Genomic DNA, 20,157 nt, shown 5'->3' on the forward strand with positions numbered 1-20,157 from the left:
CAGGCATTGAGCTTTTTCGAGTATAAAACCTTTTGACCCGACATCATGCTGAAGCCTCCTTACGGCCAATCGCCTCCGGCACCCCGCCTTCCATTCAGCATTGTGCAGGGCGCTACAATTCGACCGGCCGAACATTTCTTTATACCACTAAGTATTAGAGGTCTTTGCTCTCAGGATTGCAAGCCGTAGTAATTCTGGCGTATTACCTCGTTTCTGTTCGCACTCGCTATGGTATGGTCTGCACCCTTTTGATTCACAGAACACCTGGACACGACATGATTAACCCCTTCGCGGCCCGATTGGCCGCTCTGCTTTTTCTATTTACAGCCCTGACCGCTGCAACCTCCGTAAGCGCCCAGCAACCCGCGCCGACCGCAGCGACGGCGACCGATGTCAGTGACCGCATTGATCAACTTGAAGAGCCACTTTATAACCCGTTTGTGGAACGCTACCTGCTTGATGAGGTCAAAGCGCTGCGCACCGAACTGCTTAACACGCGCGCAGAACTCATCGAAAAAGTCGTGGATAAGGAGCTGTCCGTTGCCGATAAGACCATGTCATACGCGACCGATACCGTGACTTACTTTTTCTATCTGATTGCCGGCGCCACCTCCATCCTGGTGGTCATCGGCTGGAACTCTATCCGCGACATGCGGAGTCAGCTCACCAGCCTGGCGGAAAAGCGGGTGAACGAATTGGTCGTGGAATACGAGAAGCGGCTCAAATTCATTGAGGTTCAGCTACAGCAAAAATCCGACATCATCAATCGCAATCAGGAAGAGATCGAGCGCACCAACGAAGTGCACTCCTTGTGGCTCAAAGCCAGCCAGGAGACCTCGCAGCAAAACAAAATCACCGCCTATGATCAGATTCTGGATTTGCGTCCAGACGATGTCGAAGCCCTCAGTTACAAGGCCGACGCGGTTCTGGAGATGCAGGAGCCATTATGGGCCATCAGTCTTTGCCTGCGCGCGCTGAAGCTTGCACCGGATAATGGCCATCCGCACTATCAATTGGCCTGCGCCTATGCTGAGATCGGTCGCTGGGAAGACGCCATCCATTCACTGGCCAAAGCAATTGAAATTTCCGACGCCTACCGGGATGATGCATCAGTAGATCCGAGCTTTTCGCGATTACGGGACTATGAGGCATTCAATCTGGCAGTACACCCAGAAGAGCCGGAAACAACCGATAGCTAATCAAGGTTTGGTAAAAGCCATCACGAACACCCATGCGGCGCCATACGCTGAAAGCAGCCCTGGCACCGGTTTACTGGGGAACCCGGGCCTTCAAGCTTGACAACAAGCCGGGGCTGGTGTTCTTTTATCTCCTTGAGAACATAAGAATAACCCTGACCCAAAGTAGGACAGACCCATGAAAACATCAGTGAAAAAACTTGTTACAGGCATCAGCGCTTCCATCGCATTGATGGGTACGGGCAGCGCACTCGCTGAAATCAAGGTCGGCATTGCCGGCCCCATGACCGGACCCGTTGCGCAATATGGCGACATGCAGTTCTCCGGTGCGCGCATGGCAATTGAGCGAATCAATGCCGATGGCGGCGTAATGGGCGAGCAGCTCGTAGCAGTGGAAGTCGATGACGTGTGCGACCCCAAGCAGGCCGTAACAGTTGCTAACCGGCTGGTCAACGACGGCGTCCGGTTCGTGATCGGTCACCTGTGCTCCAGTTCGACTCAGCCCGCATCAGACATCTATGAAGATGAAGGCATCCTGATGGTAACGCCGGCGTCTACCAGCCCGGACATCACCGAGCGCGGCTATGAGCTGGTTTTCCGCACCATCGGCCTGGACAGCATGCAGGGTCCGGTCGCGGCCAACTACCTGGTCAGCCTCAACCCCGAGCGCGTTGCCGTTATTCACGACAAGCAGCAGTATGGTGAAGGCATAGCAACTGCGGTTCGCGACACGCTGAAAGAAGCGGGCGTTGAAGTGGCGATGTTTGAAGGCATCACCGCCGGTGACAAGGACTTTTCGTCGCTGGTCACCAAACTCCGCGACGCCGGTGTGGACTATGTCTACTACGGTGGCTATCACCCAGAGCTCGGCCTGATTCTACGCCAAGCCCGTCAAGCCAACCTGGACGCCACTTTCATGGGTCCTGAAGGGGTGGGCAACAAAGACATCAACACCATCGCAGGCGAAGCTGCCGAAGGTCTGTTGGTCACTCTGCCACCGAGCTTTGACGAGAAAGCCGAGAACCAGGCATTGGTCAGTGCTTTTAAAGAGAAAGGCGAAGATCCTTCCGGTCCGTTCGTGCTGACCTCATACGCCGCGGTTCAGCTGGTTGCCGAAGGCATCGAGGCCGCCGGTTCAATTGATCCATTTGACGTTGCAAAGGCGCTGCGTGCCGGCACGTTTAGCACGCCAATCGGCACGGTTGAGTACGACGACAAGGGCGATATGGAGTCGTTTGAGTTTGTTGTTTACGAATGGCATTCAGATGGCAGCAAAACTCCGGTAAACTAAGCCGCAATCGTTAAAAAACGGTAATGGAACACCTTCCCACCGCGATCCGGGGGAAGGTGTTTTTTTAAGCACACAGACGTTTCTGTTTTATCTGCATCCGGCACCCCGGCGCAGGTTGGACGTTAACTGAAGGTGCAGGTTTTCGGAGCCCCACAACCATGCAAGACCTCCTGTATTTTGTTCAGCAGCTCATCAACGGGCTGACGATCGGGAGCGCCTATGCCCTGATCGCCATCGGCTACACGATGGTTTACGGCATTATTGGCATGATCAACTTCGCCCACGGCGAGGTGTACATGATCGGTGCCTACACCGCGCTCATCGCTATTACCGGCCTTGCCGCTTTCGGCATAGCCTGGCTGCCACTTGTCCTTCTCGTTGCACTGGTGTGTGCCGTGATAGTCTCCAGCGCCATGGGCTGGGCCGTTGAACGGGTTGCCTACCGACCGGTTCGGGGTCGCCATCGCTTGATCCCTCTGATTTCAGCCATTGGCATGTCCATCTTTCTTCAGAACTACGTGCACTTGGCACAGGGCTCAAGAAACATGGGCTTTCCGCTGTTAATCGAAGGCGGTTTCCGGTTTGGCGCTGCCGACTCTTTTCAAACCTCTATTTCCTACATGCAGATCACAATCTTTATCACCACCCTTGTCTGCATGACAGCGCTGTCGCTGTTTATCTCCCGGTCGCGCACCGGGCGTGCCTGTCGTGCCGTATCGCAGGATCTGGGCATGTCGAACCTGCTGGGCATCGACACCAATAAAATAATCGCCGCCACCTTTGTCATTGGGGCCGCATTGGCCGCCGTGGCCGGCCTGCTATTGGGCATGTATTACGGATCGATTGACCCACTGTTTGGCTTCATTGCCGGTCTGAAGGCATTCACTGCCGCCGTTCTGGGCGGCATCGGCAGCATCCCCGGAGCCATGCTGGGCGGCATCATACTGGGCATATCCGAGAGCATGACGTCCGGCTACCTGAGTGGTGAATATAAAGACGTGGTGTCCTTTGGGCTGCTTATCCTGATTCTGCTGTTCAAACCCACTGGCTTACTTGGCAAGCCAGAGGTGGAGAAGATCTGATGGCGACTCAAAATATCAAACACGCACTGTTTTGTGCATTCATCACCCTGCTTATTTCCTTCCCCATCCTGGGACTGAACCTGGAATCAGCCGGCACCACGCTCGAACTGACCGGTGCCGATAGCGCGACCATCGTTGCCATTCTGGTGGCAGCTATTGTGGTTTTCCTGTTCCAGACGTTTCGGGACTCCATTCTGACGGCTGCGGGCAAGATGCCGAAGCTGAACCGATGGTCCGACCGCCAACCAATGCCGCAGGAAAAGCGCCTCAAACTGGAAAATCTGTTCATGACGCTGATCATGATCAGCGCCCTAATCTGGCCTTTTATTGTCTCCCGCGGCTCCGTTGATCTGTCCACGCTGGTACTGATTTACGTCATGCTCGCCCTCGGTCTCAATGTGGTCGTGGGCCTCGCCGGACTGTTGGACCTTGGTTACGTGGCTTTCTATGCCGTCGGCGCTTACACCTTTGCGTTATTGTCGCAGTACCTTGGTGTGTCCTTCTGGATTGCGTTGCCGGCTGGCGCTCTACTGGCTGCCTTGTTCGGCCTGGCGCTGGGGTTTCCGGTGTTACGGCTGCGGGGCGACTATCTGGCCATAGTTACCTTGGGCTTCGGCGAAATTATCCGCATTCTACTGAATAACTGGACATCCCTAACCGGCGGCCCGAATGGCATTGGCGGCATCCCCGATCCTACGCTCTTCGGTATGGAATTCGGTCGCAGAATCAAGGAAGAGGGCAATATTTCGTTTCACGATTTCTTCGGCATCCCCTACGACAGCACACACAAGATCATCTTTTTGTACCTGATTGCTCTGGTGCTTGCGTTCATCTCCTTCCTGGCCATTCGCCGCCTGATGAGCATGCCGGTAGGCCGGTCTTGGGAGGCCCTTCGCGAAGATGAGATTGCTGCCCGCTCGCTGGGCCTGAGTCGTACCGGCGTTAAATTGTCAGCCTTTACCATTGGCGCTTTTTTCGCTGGTTTCGCCGGTACGGTGTTCGCATCCAAACAAGGCTTCATCAGCCCGGAGTCCTTCGTATTCCTGGAATCCGCCATTGTGCTCGCGATTGTCGTGCTGGGCGGCATGGGGTCACAAGTGGGCGTTATTCTGGCGGCCATTGCAGTGACCATCCTACCCGAGCTGGCGCGTGAGTTTTCCGAGTATCGGATGCTGATCTTCGGTGCCGCTATGGTTCTGATGATGGTCTGGCGGCCCCAAGGCCTGATGCCGATGCGACGCGTTCATATTAACCTACAGAAGCAGGAGTGACGGAGATGCTAGAAGTACGCAATCTGTCCATGCGCTTTGGCGGACTCCTCGCAGTTGACCAGGTGTCACTGAACGTCCAGGAGCATGAGATCGTTTCCATCATCGGCCCAAATGGGGCCGGAAAGACCACCGTCTTTAACTGCATGAGTGGTTTTTACGCCCCGACCGGTGGTGAGATTCTTTTTCAAGGCAGGGAAATTCAGGGCACACCGGATTACAAGATCTCTCGTCTGGGTTTGGTCCGAACCTTTCAGCATGTGCGACTGTTCAACAAGATGACGGTGGTTGAGAACCTGCTGGTTGCTCAACACCGGCACCTGAACACCAACCTGCTGTCAGGCCTGATCAAGACGCCAAACTACCGCGAACGTGAGCAGAAGTCGCTTGATCGCGCGGCTTACTGGCTGGATCGCGTCGGCCTACTGGAGTTGGCCAATCGGGAGGCGGGCAACCTTGCCTATGGCCAGCAGCGACGCCTTGAAATTGCCCGTTGCATGGTGACTGAACCTCAACTTCTGATGCTGGATGAACCAGCCGCTGGCCTCAACCCGGCTGAAACCCGGGAACTGAACCAGCTCATTATCAGCCTGAAGGAAGACTATCGCGTCTCGGTTGTGTTGATTGAGCATGATATGAGCCTGGTGATGGAAATTTCAGACCGCATCAACGTCATAAATCAGGGCAAGCCGCTTGCGAGTGGCACGCCAGACGAGATTCGCCACAATGACGATGTCATCAAAGCCTATCTGGGTGAGGCCTAAGGAAATCACATGCTAGTACTCGAAGATGTCCATACTCACTACGGCAAAATAGAAGCCCTGCACGGCGTTTCCGTTGAGGTTAAGCAAGGCGAGATTGTCTCGCTGATTGGCGCCAATGGCGCGGGCAAAACCACGTTGTTGATGACGGTGTGCGGCAACCCCCAGGCCACATCCGGCCGGGTGATCCTGAATGGCAAAGATATCAGCCGGGATAAAACCTCCGATATCATGCGCTCAGGCATTGCTATCGTGCCCGAAGGTCGCCGGGTATTCCCTGGCCTGACCGTTGAGGAGAACCTTCACATGGGTGGGTTCTTCAACAACAAAAGCGAGATTCGCAAAAGCCAGGACCACGTCTATGAGCTGTTTCCCCGTCTGAAAGAGCGTGAACTGCAACGCGCCGGCACCATGTCCGGCGGCGAGCAGCAAATGCTGGCGATCGGCCGGGCCCTGATGAGCAAACCCAAGATGATCATTCTGGACGAGCCGTCACTTGGCCTGGCGCCACTGATCATCAAGCAGATTTTTGAAATCATCGGACAGCTGCGAGACGAAGGTATTACTGTCTTTCTGGTCGAGCAAAATGCGCATCAGGCGTTAAAGCTCGCCGATCGGGGTTATGTGCTGGAGACGGGCAAGATCCGCCTCCAGGATACCGGCGCTAATCTGTTGGCCAATCCGGATGTGCAAAACGCCTATCTCGGTGGGTAAGTAAATCGAAATCATAAAAAAGCCGGGCGAGCCCGGCTTTTTTATGCAGCCATCAGCGCTCACTAAACGCGCTTGCTGGTGCAGCTATCGTCTTCACCTGCTACGTCAATCACGTCGTAAACAACGTTGTCGTTCTCTTTGAGCATGTCGCGCGGTGTGACAATAATATTCACTCCCGATGCCGAGACTGTGGCATCTGCAGAGGTAAATCGTGCGGTCGCAGCCGAATTCGGACCAGTCATACTTAAAGCACTGGTACTCCCGTTGGCAGACGCACATACCCGCTGCGCATTCTCTGTCATCGCTTGTGGTAGACATCACAATGCTGGATACGACAAGTTCATTTGTATAGAACGGCCTCCATATGTTAGGTGAGGGCGTTGATGGCCGGGCGCACCAAATCCAATCAAATACCCTATGATGGGACTGAAGCTCTGAAGAAATTTTTAGTTCTTCATGAAGTATAAAGCCGCAGTAACCACCTTTTTTGCTCAACAATTCACTTGGCTGCCTTAAAAATCCACACCGACAAGGTCAAACGGTTGGCCTTTCTGGTTTCTAAGCTATACTCAATCCGACGGTCACCCCCCTCTTGAAAAACATCGAGTCAGGGCCGTTAACGTGTTGTTTTAGATAATAGGTTTTAACAACGTCCTTGCGACGGAACAACACGATTGCGACGACAGCTAAAATTAATCAAGGAGTGGACAATGAAAAAACTGATCGCAGGTGCAATGCTTCTGGGTGCTTCTACCTTGGCTTTTGCTCAACCAGGCTGTGGTGTTGGCGCCATGATCTGGAAAGGCCAGTCCGGTATTGCACCCCACGTGCTAGCGGCGACCACCAACGGTACGTTTGGTAACCAGACGTTCGGTATGACCACGGGAACCCTGGGCTGCCAGACCAATGAGTCAGTCCAGTCCATGGCCATGTACATGGATAGCAACATCGACAAAATTGCTCGCGATATGTCTCGCGGCAGTGGCGAAAACCTTGAAACCCTCGCGGTTTTGTTGCGCGTGGAAGAGGCCGATCGTGCCGCGTTCCGCAGCACCCTTCAGGACAATTTCGCAACCATTTTCCCATCGTCGGATACAACCTCGGACCAAGCCGTCAGTGCCATTGTTGCACTGCTGGAAAAGCACGATTCACTGAGCAAGTACGTAGCAGCCTGATAGGCTAATACGGAAGGATCACCAAGCGCCAAGGATGGCGCGCGACGCCAACCCATTTCCAATACTCGGGCATCCATGCGCTTATTGCTCTGTTATGGGCTGATTTTTTTTGGCCTGGCAACCAGTTCAGCCGCTCTCGCCGCGTCTACTGAGTCCGTCTCTACCCTGTACGATGACCCAGCCTGGTTGATGCTGGGCCACTACCAAAACAACCCGGTCCGCCCTGGCTATACCAGCCAAGCGGACGATCCAGGCTTTTTTGTTAGCCCGACCGGCAAACGCTCGCCAAAAGCGGAGATGGAGGCCACCCTGGCCGCCATCCAGGCGCCGGCAACTGGCGACCGGCATGCCCGCTGCCGGTTTCCAGCGCGGGACCACTGGCTCAGATCGAAACTTGACCTACCGCCGAACTCGGTGAGCTGTGATGACTACCAGCAATGGCGACAAACGCTGAATACGGAAACCGTTACTTTGGTGTTCGCGGCCTCCTACCTCAATAGTCCGTCGTCCATGTTTGGCCATACCTTTCTTCGGCTTGATCCGCCTCCCGGCGAGAAAGGCACCGACTTACTGCTCGCCAACACCATTTCCTATGCGGCCGACGCCGCCGCCCATGACAGCGAGCTTCTGTTTGCCTACCGAGGCATATTTGGTGGCTATCCCGGCATCACCACGATTCAGCCCTACTACGAAAAGATTCGTCTGTACTCGGATATTGAAAACCGCGATCTGTGGGAGTATCGGCTCAACCTGACCCCTTCCGAAGTCGATCTGCTGCTCGCCCATGCCTGGGAAATCAGGGAGCACAATTTTGACTATTACTTTTTTGACGAGAATTGCGCCTACCGGCTTCTGGCACTGATCGACGTGGCGCGGCCTGGCACCGACCTGCTGCATCAAGTCGGCACCCATGCCATTCCCTCCGACACCGTACGATGGGTCGTGGACAAAGACCTGGTTCAGGCCGTCCACTACCGACCTTCGGCGGCCACCGGTGTCAGCCATGCCCTCAACCAATTATCGGATGAAGACCAGACCCTGGCGGCCGCCATGGCCAATGGCTATGTCAAAGTCAGCGATCCAGAGGTGACGCAATTGCCGCCAGACCGGCGCGCACGGCTATTGGACGCAACCTACGACTATGTGCGCTATCAAAGTGAAGCGGAAGGCTGGCCTCGCGAACAGGCCGCGCCCCTGTCTCATGACTTGCTAACGGCTCGCAGCCGCATTGAGACCGACAAAGCCAGGTCACAGCCCGCCGCGCCCGAGGTAAGGGACGATCAGGGTCATAATACCTTCAGACTCAGTGTGGCCGGCGGCCGTCTTGATGACCGCAATTTCACCCAACTGACCGTGCGGCCCGCTTACCATGATGTTCTGGACCCGCCAGAGGGCTACCGGCTCGGCGCGCAACTCCAGTTTTTGCGACTCGATGCCCGCTACTATACAAACAATGACGAGCTCCAGGTGGAGCACATCACGGGAGTCGAGATTCGTTCGCTGTCCCCCAGAAATGCCTTCTTTTCCCCGTTGTCCTGGCAGGTCGGGTTTGGTGGTCGCCGATCCGAACTAGCGTCCGGGCAGCGCGTGTTTACACCCTACCTGGACGGTGGCGCCGGCGGCAGTTGGCGATTGGGAGAACAAACCCAGGCCTTAGCCATCGCCACCGCCGACGTCGAGATTGATGACGATTTCCGGCGCGGCTATGACTTCGCACCCGGCGCAGATATCGGTGTGCTTCATCAGGACCGCCATTTCAGCTTGCTCGGCGGCCTGCGAACCAAGGCCTGGATCGTCAGCTCCCAGCATCGGCAGGACACGCTGTATTTAAACGGTGGTTGGCATTTTGGCCGCGCCTTCAGTGTGGCGGCGGAGGTCAAGCGGGAACATCACTACGAAAGGTATCAGACAACATGGCAGCTCGGCCTCAACACCTATTTTTAAACGCCCTGCTACTGACGGGCTTGTTTCTCCAGGCCGGCTGCAGCGGGATGTTCTTTTACCCTGATCATGCGGTCTATATAACGCCAGACCGACTGAATCTGGCCTACGAGGATGTGCACCTGAAGACCGACGACGGTGAAACGTTGCATGGCTGGTGGCTACCGGCCGTGGTGCCCCCAGAAGAAACCGCCAGGGGTCAGGTCTATTTCCTGCACGGCAATGCCCAAAACATCAGCAGCCACCTGTTAAACGTCGCCTGGCTGCCAGCGAGAGGGTATAACGTCTTCCTGATCGATTATCGGGGCTACGGACAGTCAACGGGGGAACCTGACCTGGAGGGCGCGCTGCATGATGCCGAAACTGGCCTGCGCTGGCTGACTCAGCGTCAGAATGGACCGCAACAACCCCTGTACTTGCTCGGCCAAAGCCTCGGTGGCGCGCTGTCCATTGCCCTCGCGGGGGCTTGGACGCAACGGGGGGAAATACCCCCCCTGTCGGCCGTGATGGTGGACGGCACCTTTTCAGGATTTCGTGCCATTGCACGCGAAAAGCTCGGCAGTTTTTGGCTTACCTGGCCGTTTCAGGTGCCTTTCAGCTGGACCATACCCAATGACTACGAAGGCGTGGAACATATCGCCGACATCGGGCCGGTGCCTGTCATGGTCATCCACAGCACGCGGGACACCATCATTCCATTCGATCATGGCCAAACCCTCTACAACGCAGCCCGAGAACCCAAGGCGTTTCTGCAGACCGATACGCCTCATGCCGCGACGTTTTTGATACCGGCCTACCAGACCGCGATCATTGAATTTATGGAGCAAGCCTCGGACGGCTTACCGGCCCGTTGACTCCCTGAATACTGTAGTGGGTCGTCCCAACCCGGCTTGTGGCAATTGCCATACCCTTGCAGCCTGACTCCACCGCTACGTTCGAACGTCATAAAAAAACCGCCGTCCGTTTCCGGAGGGCGGTTTTTTCACGCGGCTAATTAGATAGCGGCGAGGTCGGTTGGCTGTTCGCCTTCCTTCACTTCTTTCATGGACAGCTTCACGCGGCCACGGGCATCAACATCCAACACCTTGACCAGAACTTCCTGGCCTTCGCTGAGCTCGTCGGTAACGTTCTCGATACGACGATCCGAAATCTGCGAGATGTGGACCAGACCGTCTTTACCCGGCAGGATGTTAACAAAGGCACCGAAATCGACAATGCGCTCTACCTTACCCTTGTAGATCGCGCCCACTTCGATTTCTGCGGTGATTTCCATCACGCGCTTCATCGCAGCTTGTGCCGCAACCTGGGTGTCCGCATAAATCTTAACGTAGCCGTCGTCATCCAGATCGATAGACGCTCCGGTCTCATCACAAATACCGCGGATCGTCGCGCCACCTTTACCGATCACGTCACGGATCTTGTCCGGATTGATCTTGATGGTGGTGATGCTCGGCGCACGGTCTGACAACTCGGCACGTGGCGCAGAAATCACCTTCGCCATTTCACCCAGGATGTGCAAGCGCGCACCGTGGGCCTGCTCAAGCGCCAGCTCCATGATTTCATCAGTGATGCCGTTGATCTTGATGTCCATCTGCAGGGCCGTGATGCCCTCAGCGGTACCGGCCACTTTAAAGTCCATATCACCCAAGTGGTCTTCATCACCCAGGATATCGGTCAGGATCGCAAACTTGTCGCCTTCCTTGACCAGACCCATGGCAATACCTGCTACCGGTGCCTTGATCGGAACACCAGCGTCCATCAGCGCCAGGCTTGAGCCACAAACCGATGCCATTGAGCTGGAACCGTTGGATTCAGTAATCTCAGACACCGCACGAATGGTGTACGGAAATTCTTCGATGGTCGGCATAACCGCAGCAACACCACGCTTCGCCAGACGACCATGACCCACTTCACGACGGCCAGGCGTGCCAACACGGCCCGCTTCACCAACCGAGTACGGGGGGAAGTTGTAGTGGAACAGGAACGGGTCTTTGCGCTCACCTTCAAGTGCATCGATGATCTGCATATCACGCGCGGTCCCCAGCGTCGTGGTAACGATCGCCTGGGTTTCACCCCGGGTAAACAGTGCCGAGCCGTGAGTGCTTGGCAACACGCCCACTTCGATTTGAATCGGACGAACGGTCTTGGTGTCACGACCATCAATCCGGGGCTTACCTTCGATCACCTGATTGCGCACGATGGATTTTTCCACCTTGGCAAAGTTTTTCTTAACGTCTTCAGCAGACGGCTGGCCTTCTTCGTCACCGGCCAGCTTCTCGACGGCGGCCGCTTTGACCGTGCTGAGACGGGCGTAACGATCCATCTTGTCATGAATGGCATAAGCCTCTTCGATCGCCGGAGCGAAATTGGCCTTGATAGCATCCAGCAACTCGGTCTGCTCGGCGGCAGGCTGCCAGTCCCAGCGAGGTTTACCGACTTCGTCGGCAAGTTCCTGAATCGCGGTCACAGCGGTTTGCATTTCCTGATGGGCAAACAGTACGCCACCCAGCATCTGGTCTTCAGACAGGCCCTTGGCTTCGGACTCAACCATCAATACCGCGTCTTTAGTGCCCGCAACAACCATGTCCAGCAGCGAAGATTGCAGCTCTTCGAAGGTCGGATTCAGGAAGTATCCGCGCTCATTGGTGTAGCCCACGCGGGACGCACCAACCGGGCCGTCAAAAGGAATGCCTGAAATAGACAGCGCAGCAGAGGCCGCCAACATGCCTGCAATATCAGGATCCTGATTCTTGCTGGAGGACATGACCGTGCAGATAACCTGCGTTTCATTCATGTAGCCATTCGGGAACAGCGGACGAATCGGACGGTCGATTAGACGCGATGTCAGAGTTTCTTTCTCGGAAGGACGACCCTCACGCTTGAAAAAACCACCCGGAATTTTACCAACAGCGTAGGTTTTCTCGAAGTAGTTAACCGTCAGCGGGAAAAATGGCTGACCTGGTTTTGCTTCTTTGGCACCCACAACCGTGCCGAGAACCGAAATGTCATCGATGGTAACCAGCACTGAACCGGTTGCTTGTCGAGCGATACGGCCTGTTTCGATAGTGACGGTCTTGCCGCCCAATTCAAAAGTCTTTTTTACCGGATTCACGGTAACTCCTTAATATTCATATTGTCAGTTCAGTCAGATAGCCCGCCCATGCGAACCATCTCCGTCACCATGCGCCACCCTACAAAGTCATCAGCGTAGGCAAGCCAGTCTGAAAGCTAACAGGCTGTTGCAAAGACCCGGCGCCACTGTGCCAGCCGGATTTTTCAACAACCTGCTATTGTTTTGGCTTTCCGTTACGACGGGCATCCTGCGGATTTCAACGAGTAAAACCGGAACACGGCGTTGCTGGAGGTGCGTTATTTTGTCATCAAGACACTGTCACTGCACAATCAGCACGTTAAGCAGCCCTCCTGTTGAATCCGGAAAGGCCGAATGGCGAGAAGCACACACAGCGGGGACAAGCCCCGCAGTGCGCTAAGCGGTGCCGCAGACGCGGCACCGCTCGACAGGTCGTCAGATCCAAAGGGATCAGCGACGCAGACCCAGACGCTTGATCAGCTCAAGATAGCGATCAGCGTTTTTCTTCTTCAGATAGTCAAGCAGCTTACGACGCTGGTTAACCATTCTGATCAGGCCACGGCGGGAATGGTGATCCTGCTTGTTAGCCTTGAAGTGACCCTGCAGCTTATCGATGTTGGCGCTCAGCAGTGCGACCTGAACTTCAGGGGAGCCGGTATCACCATCACCTTGCTTATAGTCTTCAACAATCTGTGACTTCTCTGTGGCAGAAAGTGCCATAATTCACCTCTAGTGTTTGCGATGCGTGTGTGTCATCCGGCCGAACCGCGCATCTCTGCAGCCCGGCTAGACAGTGACGATCTCCCAGGAGACGTCAGCTGTTTTTTACCAGACGGCGAGGAACGATATTCATGCCCTCACCCTCAGGAAATCCCTCACCCAGGCCAATGAAGCGACCGTCGCCGTACAGGCGAATGGGCCCTGTCATTGTCTGGTCCGACATTCTAACGGGTTGTCCGTTCAATATCGACCGTAACCGATCACCGTCCAGTTCCAGCTCTGGAAACATCGACAGTGCGGCATCAGGTTCTACCAGCAGATGGTCCAGGGATTCACCCTGTTCCCGCAGGGTTTCCAGCGACTCTACCGGGTGTGCCACGTCCAGGTTGAATCCTGACGCCATGGTGCGCCTTAGCGCTATCACATGGGCACCACAACCCAAGGCCTCGCCAATATCTTCAACCAGTGACCGGATATAGGTTCCCTTGGTGCAGCTAACCGCTATGTCGAACTCGGTTTCCCGCAGTGCCAGCAACTGTAAGTTATAAATGGTCACCGGTCGGGCCGGCCGTTCGATTTCGATGCCTTCACGGGCGTATTCGTAGAGCGGTCGCCCTTTATGCTTGAGTGCCGAATACATCGACGGTACCTGCTGGATATCGCCCCGAAAATGCTCCAGCACCGGCTCAAGCGTGGCCTCGGTCAGGTCCGCAGGGACCGTCGACTCGCGCACGACCTTGCCTTCACTGTCACCGGTCTCGGTCACCACACCCAATCGCGCGGTTGCAATGTAGGCTTTGTCACTGTCCAGCATCATCTGGGAAAACTTGGTTGCTTCACCGAAACACAGCGGCAGCACTCCGGTTGCCAGTGGGTCCAGAGCACCAGTATGACCGGCTTTTGCGGCACCAAACAAACGCTTAACCTGCTGGAGAATGCCATTGGAGGTCAACCCAATAGGCTTATCAATCACCAGAATGCCGTTGACTTCACGCCCTTTACGACGCCGGCTCAATCTTCCGGCTCCGCATCGCTGGGCGTCTTGTCGTCACCGATAACCGCCGATGTTTTACCCACCGCCTGATTGATCAGCGCGTCCATGTGTCGGCTTTTACCCAGCAAGGTATCGAAGTGGAATCTCAGGTGCGGCACCATGCGCAGCTTCATCGCACGGCCAATCTGGCCGCGCAGGAAGCCCGAGGCTTTGTTCAGGACAGCCAGTGACTCTTTCACCGGCTCTGACTCCGCAGTCAGTTCCTCGGTGGTCAACAGAGATACATAAATATCAGCATAGCCCATGTCACGGCTGACTTTGACCGCATTGATCGTGACCATTCCAACGCGCGGATCTTTAATATCACGCTGGATCATCTGGGCTAGTTCGCGCTGTATCTGATCGCCAATGCGATCAATACGGCTAAATTCCTTGGGCATATTATCGCCTGTATAGAGCAGAGTGCCCCGCAAGCGAGGCACTCTTTATCTTCAGTTATCGTGGGGCTGGATTAGCCTGCGGATTCCAGCTTACGTTCAACCCGTACTCGGTCGAACACCTCAATCTGGTCACCCACTTTGACGTCGTAACCCTTAACACCGATACCGCATTCAACACCATTACGCACTTCGGGTACGTCGTCCTTGAAGCGGCGCAATGACTCCAGCTCGCCTTCAAAGATCACCACGTGATCCCGCAATACACGAATCGGCTTGTTACGATATACCGTGCCTTCAGTCACCATGCAGCCGGCTACCTGACCAAACTTCGGCGACCGGAAGGTGTCGCGCACATCCGCGATACCCACAATGTCTTCCCGGAATTCCGGTGCCAACATGCCGGTCAACGCCGCTCGGCAGTCGTCGATCATGTTATAGATGATGCTGTAGTAGCGCAGATCCAGGCCTTCCTGCTCAACCAGGCGCTTGGACGCGGCGTCGGCACGAACATTGAAACCAAAGATAACGGAGTTGGTCGCCATGGCCAGGCTGACGTCTGTTTCGGCGATACCGCCCACCCCAGACGACACAATCTTGACCTGCACCTCTTCGTTACCCATTTCCTGGAGCGCTTTGGTGATCGCTTCCAGTGAGCCACGAACGTCTGTTTTGAGCACAACGTTGAGGGTTTTCACCTCATCTTTACCCATGTTCTCGAACAGGTTTTCGAGCTTGGCCGCTTGCTGGCGCTGCAATCTGCTCTCTCGCTCACGAACCTGGCGGTACTCAGCCAGTTCTTTCGCTTTACGTTCGTCGGCAACCGCAAAGAACTCATCACCGGCATCCGGCGTACCGTTCAAGCCCAGAATTTCCACTGGAATCGATGGACCTGCCTCTTTGGTCTGCTTACCGGCTTCGTCGGTCATAGCCCGCACTTTACCGAAGTAAGCGCCCGCTACAACCATGTCGCCTTGGCGCAAGGTACCGTTCTGGACCAGCACGGTGGCAACCGAGCCACGTCCGCGCTCGAGACTGGATTCAACGACAACACCCTTGGCCGGTGCATCAGGTACCGCCCCGAGTTCAAGGACCTCTGCCTGCAGCAGAACTGCTTCCAGCAGGTTTTCAATGCCCTCACCGGTGTGCGCAGAGACGGGTATGAACTGAACATCGCCACCCCAGTCTTCGGGAATGACTTCCATGCCCGCCAGCTCGGTCTTGATACGGTCAGGGTCCGCGCCTTCTTTGTCCATTTTGTTGATGGCAACGACCAGCGGCACACCCGCAGAGCGAGCATGTTGCACCGCTTCTTTGGTCTGTGGCATAACGCCATCGTCAGCGGCCACGACCAGAATGACAATGTCGGTACACTGGGCACCACGGGCACGCATCGCCGTAAAGGCCGCGTGTCCAGGCGTATCCAGGAACGAGATCATGCCGTGGTCGGTTTCAACATGGTACGCGCCAATATGCTGCGTAATACCACCGGACTCTCCGCTCGCCACTTTGGTGCGACGGATATAATCCAGCAGAGATGTCTTACCATGGTCAACGTGGCCCATCACACTGACCACCGGCGCACGCTTGACCTTGTCACCTTCAAACGATATTTCGCTTAACACAGACTCTTCAAACGCATCATCACTGACCGGTTTGGGTGTGTGGCCCAACTCTTCCGTAACCAGTATGGCGCTTTCCTGATCCAAAGGCTGGTTGATGGTGGCCATGACGCCCATACCCATCAAAGTTTTGATCACGTCGGCGGATTTGACCGCCATGCGCTGCGCCAAATCACCCACTGTGATGATTTCAGGAATTTCTACTTCTCTTACCATCGGCTTGGTCGGCCTCTCGAAGCCATGTCGCTTCTCTTTGGGTTTCTTTTTCGCGCGCAGCGGCTTGCGAAGCGTCGTGTCTTCTTCGTCCTCAGAAAGCACTACTTTCGGCTCTTCGGCCGGCCGGTTTCTGGGGCCACGATGACCCGCCGACTTCTTCTTCGGCTTACCATCGTCTGTTTCGTCCACAGTGCGCTCGCGAGCCTTCTCTTTCTTCTTCTTCGGCTTGCGGTCTTTATCCTTCGCATTTTCAGGATCGGGCGGCGGGATAGGCATATCCGGATCGATCAAGGCTTCCGGCTTTTCTGCAACCGGTGCAGATTCCGCAGCTTTGGGCTCAGCCGAAACGGGCGCTTCCGCCACTGCCTCATCGACCGCTGGCACTTCACTCGGCGCCTCCGCTTGCGCAGTGACCGACTGTTCTGGAACGTCGGTTGCTTTCACGGCCACCGCTTCCTGATCCGCCACTTCCGACTCGCCATCCTGCTGAGCTTCCGCCCGCTTGATGTACGTCCGTTTTTTACGGACTTCTACATTGACTGTTTTTGCTCGACCGGCACCACTACCCGCCTTAAGGGTTGTGGTGGTTTTACGCTTCAGCGTAATCTTCCGCGGCTCCGAGTCAGATTCACCATGATTCTTTCGCAAAAATGCCAGCAGCTGCTGCTTCTCATCGCTGGACACAGAATCATTTTCAGAGCGGGCTTTCAGGCCAGCCTCTACAATCTGACGCAGCAAACGATCCACGGGAGCGCCTACATCATCGGCCAGTTGTTTTACCGTTACTTCAGCCATACTGGTCCTCCTCCCGATTAAGCCTGGTCCAAAAACCAGGGTGCACGTGCAGTCATAATAAGTTGACCAGCACGCTCTTCATCCATTCCATCAATTTCGAGCAGGTCATCTACAGACTGCTCAGCAAGGTCTTCCATGGTACGGACGCCCATGCCTGCCAGCTTAAACGCCAGCGACCGGTCCATTCCGTCCATTGTCAGCAGGTCTTCGGCCGGCTCTTTGCCCTCAAGGGCCTCTTCGCTGGCCAATGCCTGATTCAACAATACGTCTTTTGCCCGGCGACGAAGCTCTGTAACAGTGTCTTCGTCAAAGCCGTCGATGGCCAACATCTCTTCCATCGGCACGTACGCGACTTCTTCTATCGAGGTGAAACCCTCTTCAATCAGCACGCTGGCAAAGCCTTCATCAACATCGAGGTTGCTGGTGAAATGCTCAAGCAGACGATTGAGTTCCTGCTCCTGACGCGCTCCCGCCTCTTCTTCGGTCATGACGTTGAGCGTCCACTCGGTCAGCTCACTGGCCAACCGAACGTTTTGGCCATTGCGCCCAATCGCCTGCGCCAGATTGTCCTCAGCGACAGCGACTTCCATGGTGTGTCCGTCTTCATCCATCACGATGGAGGCCACTTCGGCTGGCGCCATGGCATTGATCACCAACTGTGCGGGGTTATCATCCCACAGTACGATGTCGACTCGTTCACCGCCGAGTTCGTTCGAAACAGCCTGCACTCGCGAGCCGCGCATACCTACGCAGGCACCCACGGGATCGATACGACGATCGTTGGTTTTCACTGCGATTTTGGCCCTTGAACCGGGATCGCGGGCGGCGCCCCGAATTTCAATTAACTCTTCCGCAATTTCAGGCACTTCAATCCGGAACAGTTCAATCAGCATCGCAGGGCTGGTCCGGCTAAGAATCAACTGAGGACCGCGGTGATCCGTACGAATTTCCAGCAGCAGTGACCGGACCCGGTCGCCCATGCGGAACGTCTCACGCGGGATCAGCTGATCCCGCGGCAACAACGCCTCGGCATTGGCGCCCAGATCAACAATAACATTGTCTCGGGTTACCTTCTTTACCGTGCCGGACACCAATTCGCCCACCCGGTCCCGATAACTGTCCACAATTTTGGCCCGTTCAGCCTCACGCACTTTCTGAAAAATAATCTGCTTCGCAGCCTGCGCACCAATACGGCCAAAGGCAACCGACTCGACTTTTTCTTCGTGGGTGTCGCCTGGCTGAAGCGCAGTGTCAATTTCTTCCGCTTCTTGCAATGTCAGTTCACTGCCTAGCGCAGGCACGGCCTCGTTATCAACAACCAGCCAGCGACGGAACGTTTCATATTCTCCTGTACGACGGTCAATGGAGACACGGATATCGGCGTCCTCATCGTCGTAGCGCTTTTTGGCGGCAGTGGCCAACGCCAACTCTATGGCCTCAAAAATCACGTCTTTGTCAACGCCCTTCTCATTCGAGACGGCCTCAACCACCAGCAATATCTCTTTACTCATTAGATTGCCCTGCCTTTAACAATTAGACTCGCAGTCAAACGATTTACTCGAAAACCGGAATGATGTTTGCCCGCTCAATACTGTCGAACGGAAGCAGGTACTCATGGTCATCCACAACGACCACAACATCCTGTTCCTCAACCCCTTTGAGCAGTCCTAGAAATTTTCGGCGTCCTTCAAACGCCATGCGGAGGCGGATCTGGACTTTGTGACCGACAAACGCCTCGAATTGCTCAAGGCGAAATAGTGGCCGATCCATACCAGGTGACGACACCTCAAGGGTGTACTCCGACTGAATGGGGTCTTCGACGTCCATCACGCTGCTGACCTGGCGACTGACTTTTTCGCAGTCCTCCACGCCAATGCCGTCGTTGGCATCGTCGATAAAAATACGCAGCAGTGACTGATAGCCCTGCGAGCGAAATTCAAGACCCCAGAATTCGTATCCCAAGCCTTCGACCACTGGTCTCAGAAGGGTTTCAAGTTGCTGTAACTTAGCTGACAAGTGACTTTTGTCTCCATAACTGGTTTTGGTGCCCCAAAAACAAAAAAAGGGCTGTGTATCAGCCCTTTTTATGCACCAGGGCCTGCTGCGCCAGGCCCCGTAATCAAAAAGCCCCTGAAACTCAGACGTGTCGAGCATGCTCAACACGGCCTGCACTGGGGCCTTTTGCAGCAAGAACTAACAGGGACCCGTATGCCGCCCCTGCCGACAGACACCTGGCCTGCCTAGCGAGCGCCCAAACTCCGGAAACCCGCTATATCAATCGCCGGAGTATAAGGATGCCGGCCATACTGGTCAAGGACTGACCAAAAAAAACGGCTTGGGACTGCCAAGCCGTTCTTCATCAATGGTGCCGATGGCCGGACTCGAACCGGCACGGCTTTCGCCACTACCCCCTCAAGATAGCGTGTCTACCAGTTCCACCACATCGGCAATCAACTTCATTCGAGCTCAGGAATAGCTGGGCCATCCCCACTCTCGTCTTCACTGGTCATCGCGTCACTAGCCACAGGCGCTTGCTCGGGTGTTGCAGGCGATTCCTGAACACTCGGAATGCCGGTTTGGCCGGCCACTTCAGCACGATGCTTGGCGAAGACTGCCAGCGAAAAACTGGTCACAAAGAACACAATCGCCAGAAGTGTTGTAGTGCGGGTGAGAAAACTGCCGCTACCCTGACTTCCGAAAACCGTTTGTGATGCTCCGCCGCCAAACGCTGCGCCCGCATCAGCCCCTTTGCCTTGCTGGATCAGGACAAGACCCACCAGCGCCACCGCAATCACGACGTGCACAACGACTACCAGTGTTTCCATCCAATCCATAACTATTCTCTCGCAACTCA

General features: G+C 55.4%; 17 protein-coding genes and 1 tRNA gene. 9 read left to right on the forward strand and 9 right to left on the reverse strand.

From position 1 onward, the window contains the following. Window positions 1–275: 275 nt before the first annotated feature. The 9 genes from GRX64_RS00425 to GRX64_RS00465 all read left to right on the forward strand — a co-directional run bounded on the left by GRX64_RS00425 (window position 276) and on the right by GRX64_RS00465 (window position 10,282). Entirely contained in the window at window positions 276–1,199 is a 924-nt protein-coding gene (locus GRX64_RS00425; RefSeq protein ID WP_166263216.1) for a TPR end-of-group domain-containing protein, read from the forward strand. Window positions 1,200–1,374: 175 nt separating this feature from the next. Then, window positions 1,375–2,487: a branched-chain amino acid ABC transporter substrate-binding protein gene (locus GRX64_RS00430; RefSeq protein WP_166263217.1), complete on the forward strand. Its 1,113-nt coding sequence runs from the start codon at window positions 1,375–1,377 to the stop codon at window positions 2,485–2,487. 158 nt (window positions 2,488–2,645) lie between these two features. Then, window positions 2,646–3,569: a high-affinity branched-chain amino acid ABC transporter permease LivH gene (gene livH / locus GRX64_RS00435; RefSeq protein WP_166263218.1), complete on the forward strand. Its 924-nt coding sequence runs from the start codon at window positions 2,646–2,648 to the stop codon at window positions 3,567–3,569. Further along, entirely contained in the window at window positions 3,569–4,840 is a 1,272-nt protein-coding gene (gene livM / locus GRX64_RS00440) for a high-affinity branched-chain amino acid ABC transporter permease LivM (RefSeq protein ID WP_166263219.1), read from the forward strand. Before livH ends, livM begins: the two co-directional genes overlap by 1 nt. A 5-nt stretch (window positions 4,841–4,845) precedes the next feature. Then, entirely contained in the window at window positions 4,846–5,601 is a 756-nt protein-coding gene (gene livG / locus GRX64_RS00445) for a high-affinity branched-chain amino acid ABC transporter ATP-binding protein LivG (RefSeq protein WP_166263220.1), read from the forward strand. A gap of 9 nt (window positions 5,602–5,610) precedes the next feature. Then, window positions 5,611–6,312, forward strand: coding sequence for an ABC transporter ATP-binding protein (locus GRX64_RS00450; RefSeq protein ID WP_166263221.1), 702 nt, complete (start codon window positions 5,611–5,613; stop codon window positions 6,310–6,312). Window positions 6,313–7,022: 710 nt separating this feature from the next. Further along, complete coding sequence (locus GRX64_RS00455) at window positions 7,023–7,487, forward strand: DUF3015 domain-containing protein (protein WP_166263222.1); 465 nt, start codon at window positions 7,023–7,025, stop codon at window positions 7,485–7,487. A 75-nt stretch (window positions 7,488–7,562) separates the two neighbouring features. Next, a complete protein-coding gene (locus GRX64_RS00460) occupies window positions 7,563–9,431 on the forward strand; it encodes an Lnb N-terminal periplasmic domain-containing protein (RefSeq protein WP_166263223.1) in 1,869 nt (622 codons plus the stop codon). After that, on the forward strand, window positions 9,401–10,282 hold the full coding sequence (locus GRX64_RS00465) for an alpha/beta hydrolase (RefSeq protein ID WP_166263224.1): 882 nt from the start codon (window positions 9,401–9,403) through the stop codon (window positions 10,280–10,282). Before GRX64_RS00460 ends, GRX64_RS00465 begins: the two co-directional genes overlap by 31 nt. 140 nt (window positions 10,283–10,422) lie before the next feature. Here the strand turns inward: GRX64_RS00465 and pnp are convergent, their stop codons facing one another. From pnp to secG, 9 genes are all read right to left on the reverse strand, one after another. Beyond that, entirely contained in the window at window positions 10,423–12,540 is a 2,118-nt protein-coding gene (gene pnp / locus GRX64_RS00470; protein ID WP_166263225.1) for a polyribonucleotide nucleotidyltransferase, read from the reverse strand. A gap of 429 nt (window positions 12,541–12,969) precedes the next feature. Further along, the gene (gene rpsO / locus GRX64_RS00475; protein ID WP_166263226.1) at window positions 12,970–13,239 is read right to left on the reverse strand and encodes a 30S ribosomal protein S15; all 270 of its coding nucleotides are present in this window, start codon (window positions 13,237–13,239) and stop codon (window positions 12,970–12,972) included. Window positions 13,240–13,333: 94 nt separating this feature from the next. Then, the gene (gene truB, locus GRX64_RS00480; protein WP_166263227.1) at window positions 13,334–14,254 is read right to left on the reverse strand and encodes a tRNA pseudouridine(55) synthase TruB; all 921 of its coding nucleotides are present in this window, start codon (window positions 14,252–14,254) and stop codon (window positions 13,334–13,336) included. Next, window positions 14,251–14,673: a 30S ribosome-binding factor RbfA gene (rbfA, locus tag GRX64_RS00485; protein WP_166263228.1), complete on the reverse strand. Its 423-nt coding sequence runs from the start codon at window positions 14,671–14,673 to the stop codon at window positions 14,251–14,253. The genes truB and rbfA overlap by 4 nt, the downstream gene beginning before the upstream one ends. Window positions 14,674–14,744: 71 nt before the next feature. Then, window positions 14,745–17,303, reverse strand: coding sequence for a translation initiation factor IF-2 (infB, locus tag GRX64_RS00490; protein WP_166263229.1), 2,559 nt, complete (start codon window positions 17,301–17,303; stop codon window positions 14,745–14,747). A 17-nt stretch (window positions 17,304–17,320) separates the two neighbouring features. Then, window positions 17,321–18,814: a transcription termination factor NusA gene (gene nusA, locus GRX64_RS00495; protein WP_166263230.1), complete on the reverse strand. Its 1,494-nt coding sequence runs from the start codon at window positions 18,812–18,814 to the stop codon at window positions 17,321–17,323. A 43-nt stretch (window positions 18,815–18,857) separates the two neighbouring features. Beyond that, window positions 18,858–19,319: a ribosome maturation factor RimP gene (rimP, locus tag GRX64_RS00500; RefSeq protein WP_166263231.1), complete on the reverse strand. Its 462-nt coding sequence runs from the start codon at window positions 19,317–19,319 to the stop codon at window positions 18,858–18,860. Between the two features lie 347 nt (window positions 19,320–19,666). After that, a tRNA-Leu gene (locus tag GRX64_RS00505) sits at window positions 19,667–19,751 on the reverse strand. A gap of 8 nt (window positions 19,752–19,759) precedes the next feature. Next, a complete protein-coding gene (gene secG / locus GRX64_RS00510; protein WP_166263232.1) occupies window positions 19,760–20,137 on the reverse strand; it encodes a preprotein translocase subunit SecG in 378 nt (125 codons plus the stop codon). Between the last annotated feature and the right edge of the window lie 20 nt (window positions 20,138–20,157).

The organism is Marinobacter caseinilyticus (assembly GCF_011074955.1).
In the GTDB taxonomy this organism is placed as follows: Bacteria; Pseudomonadota; Gammaproteobacteria; order Pseudomonadales; family Oleiphilaceae; genus Marinobacter; species Marinobacter caseinilyticus.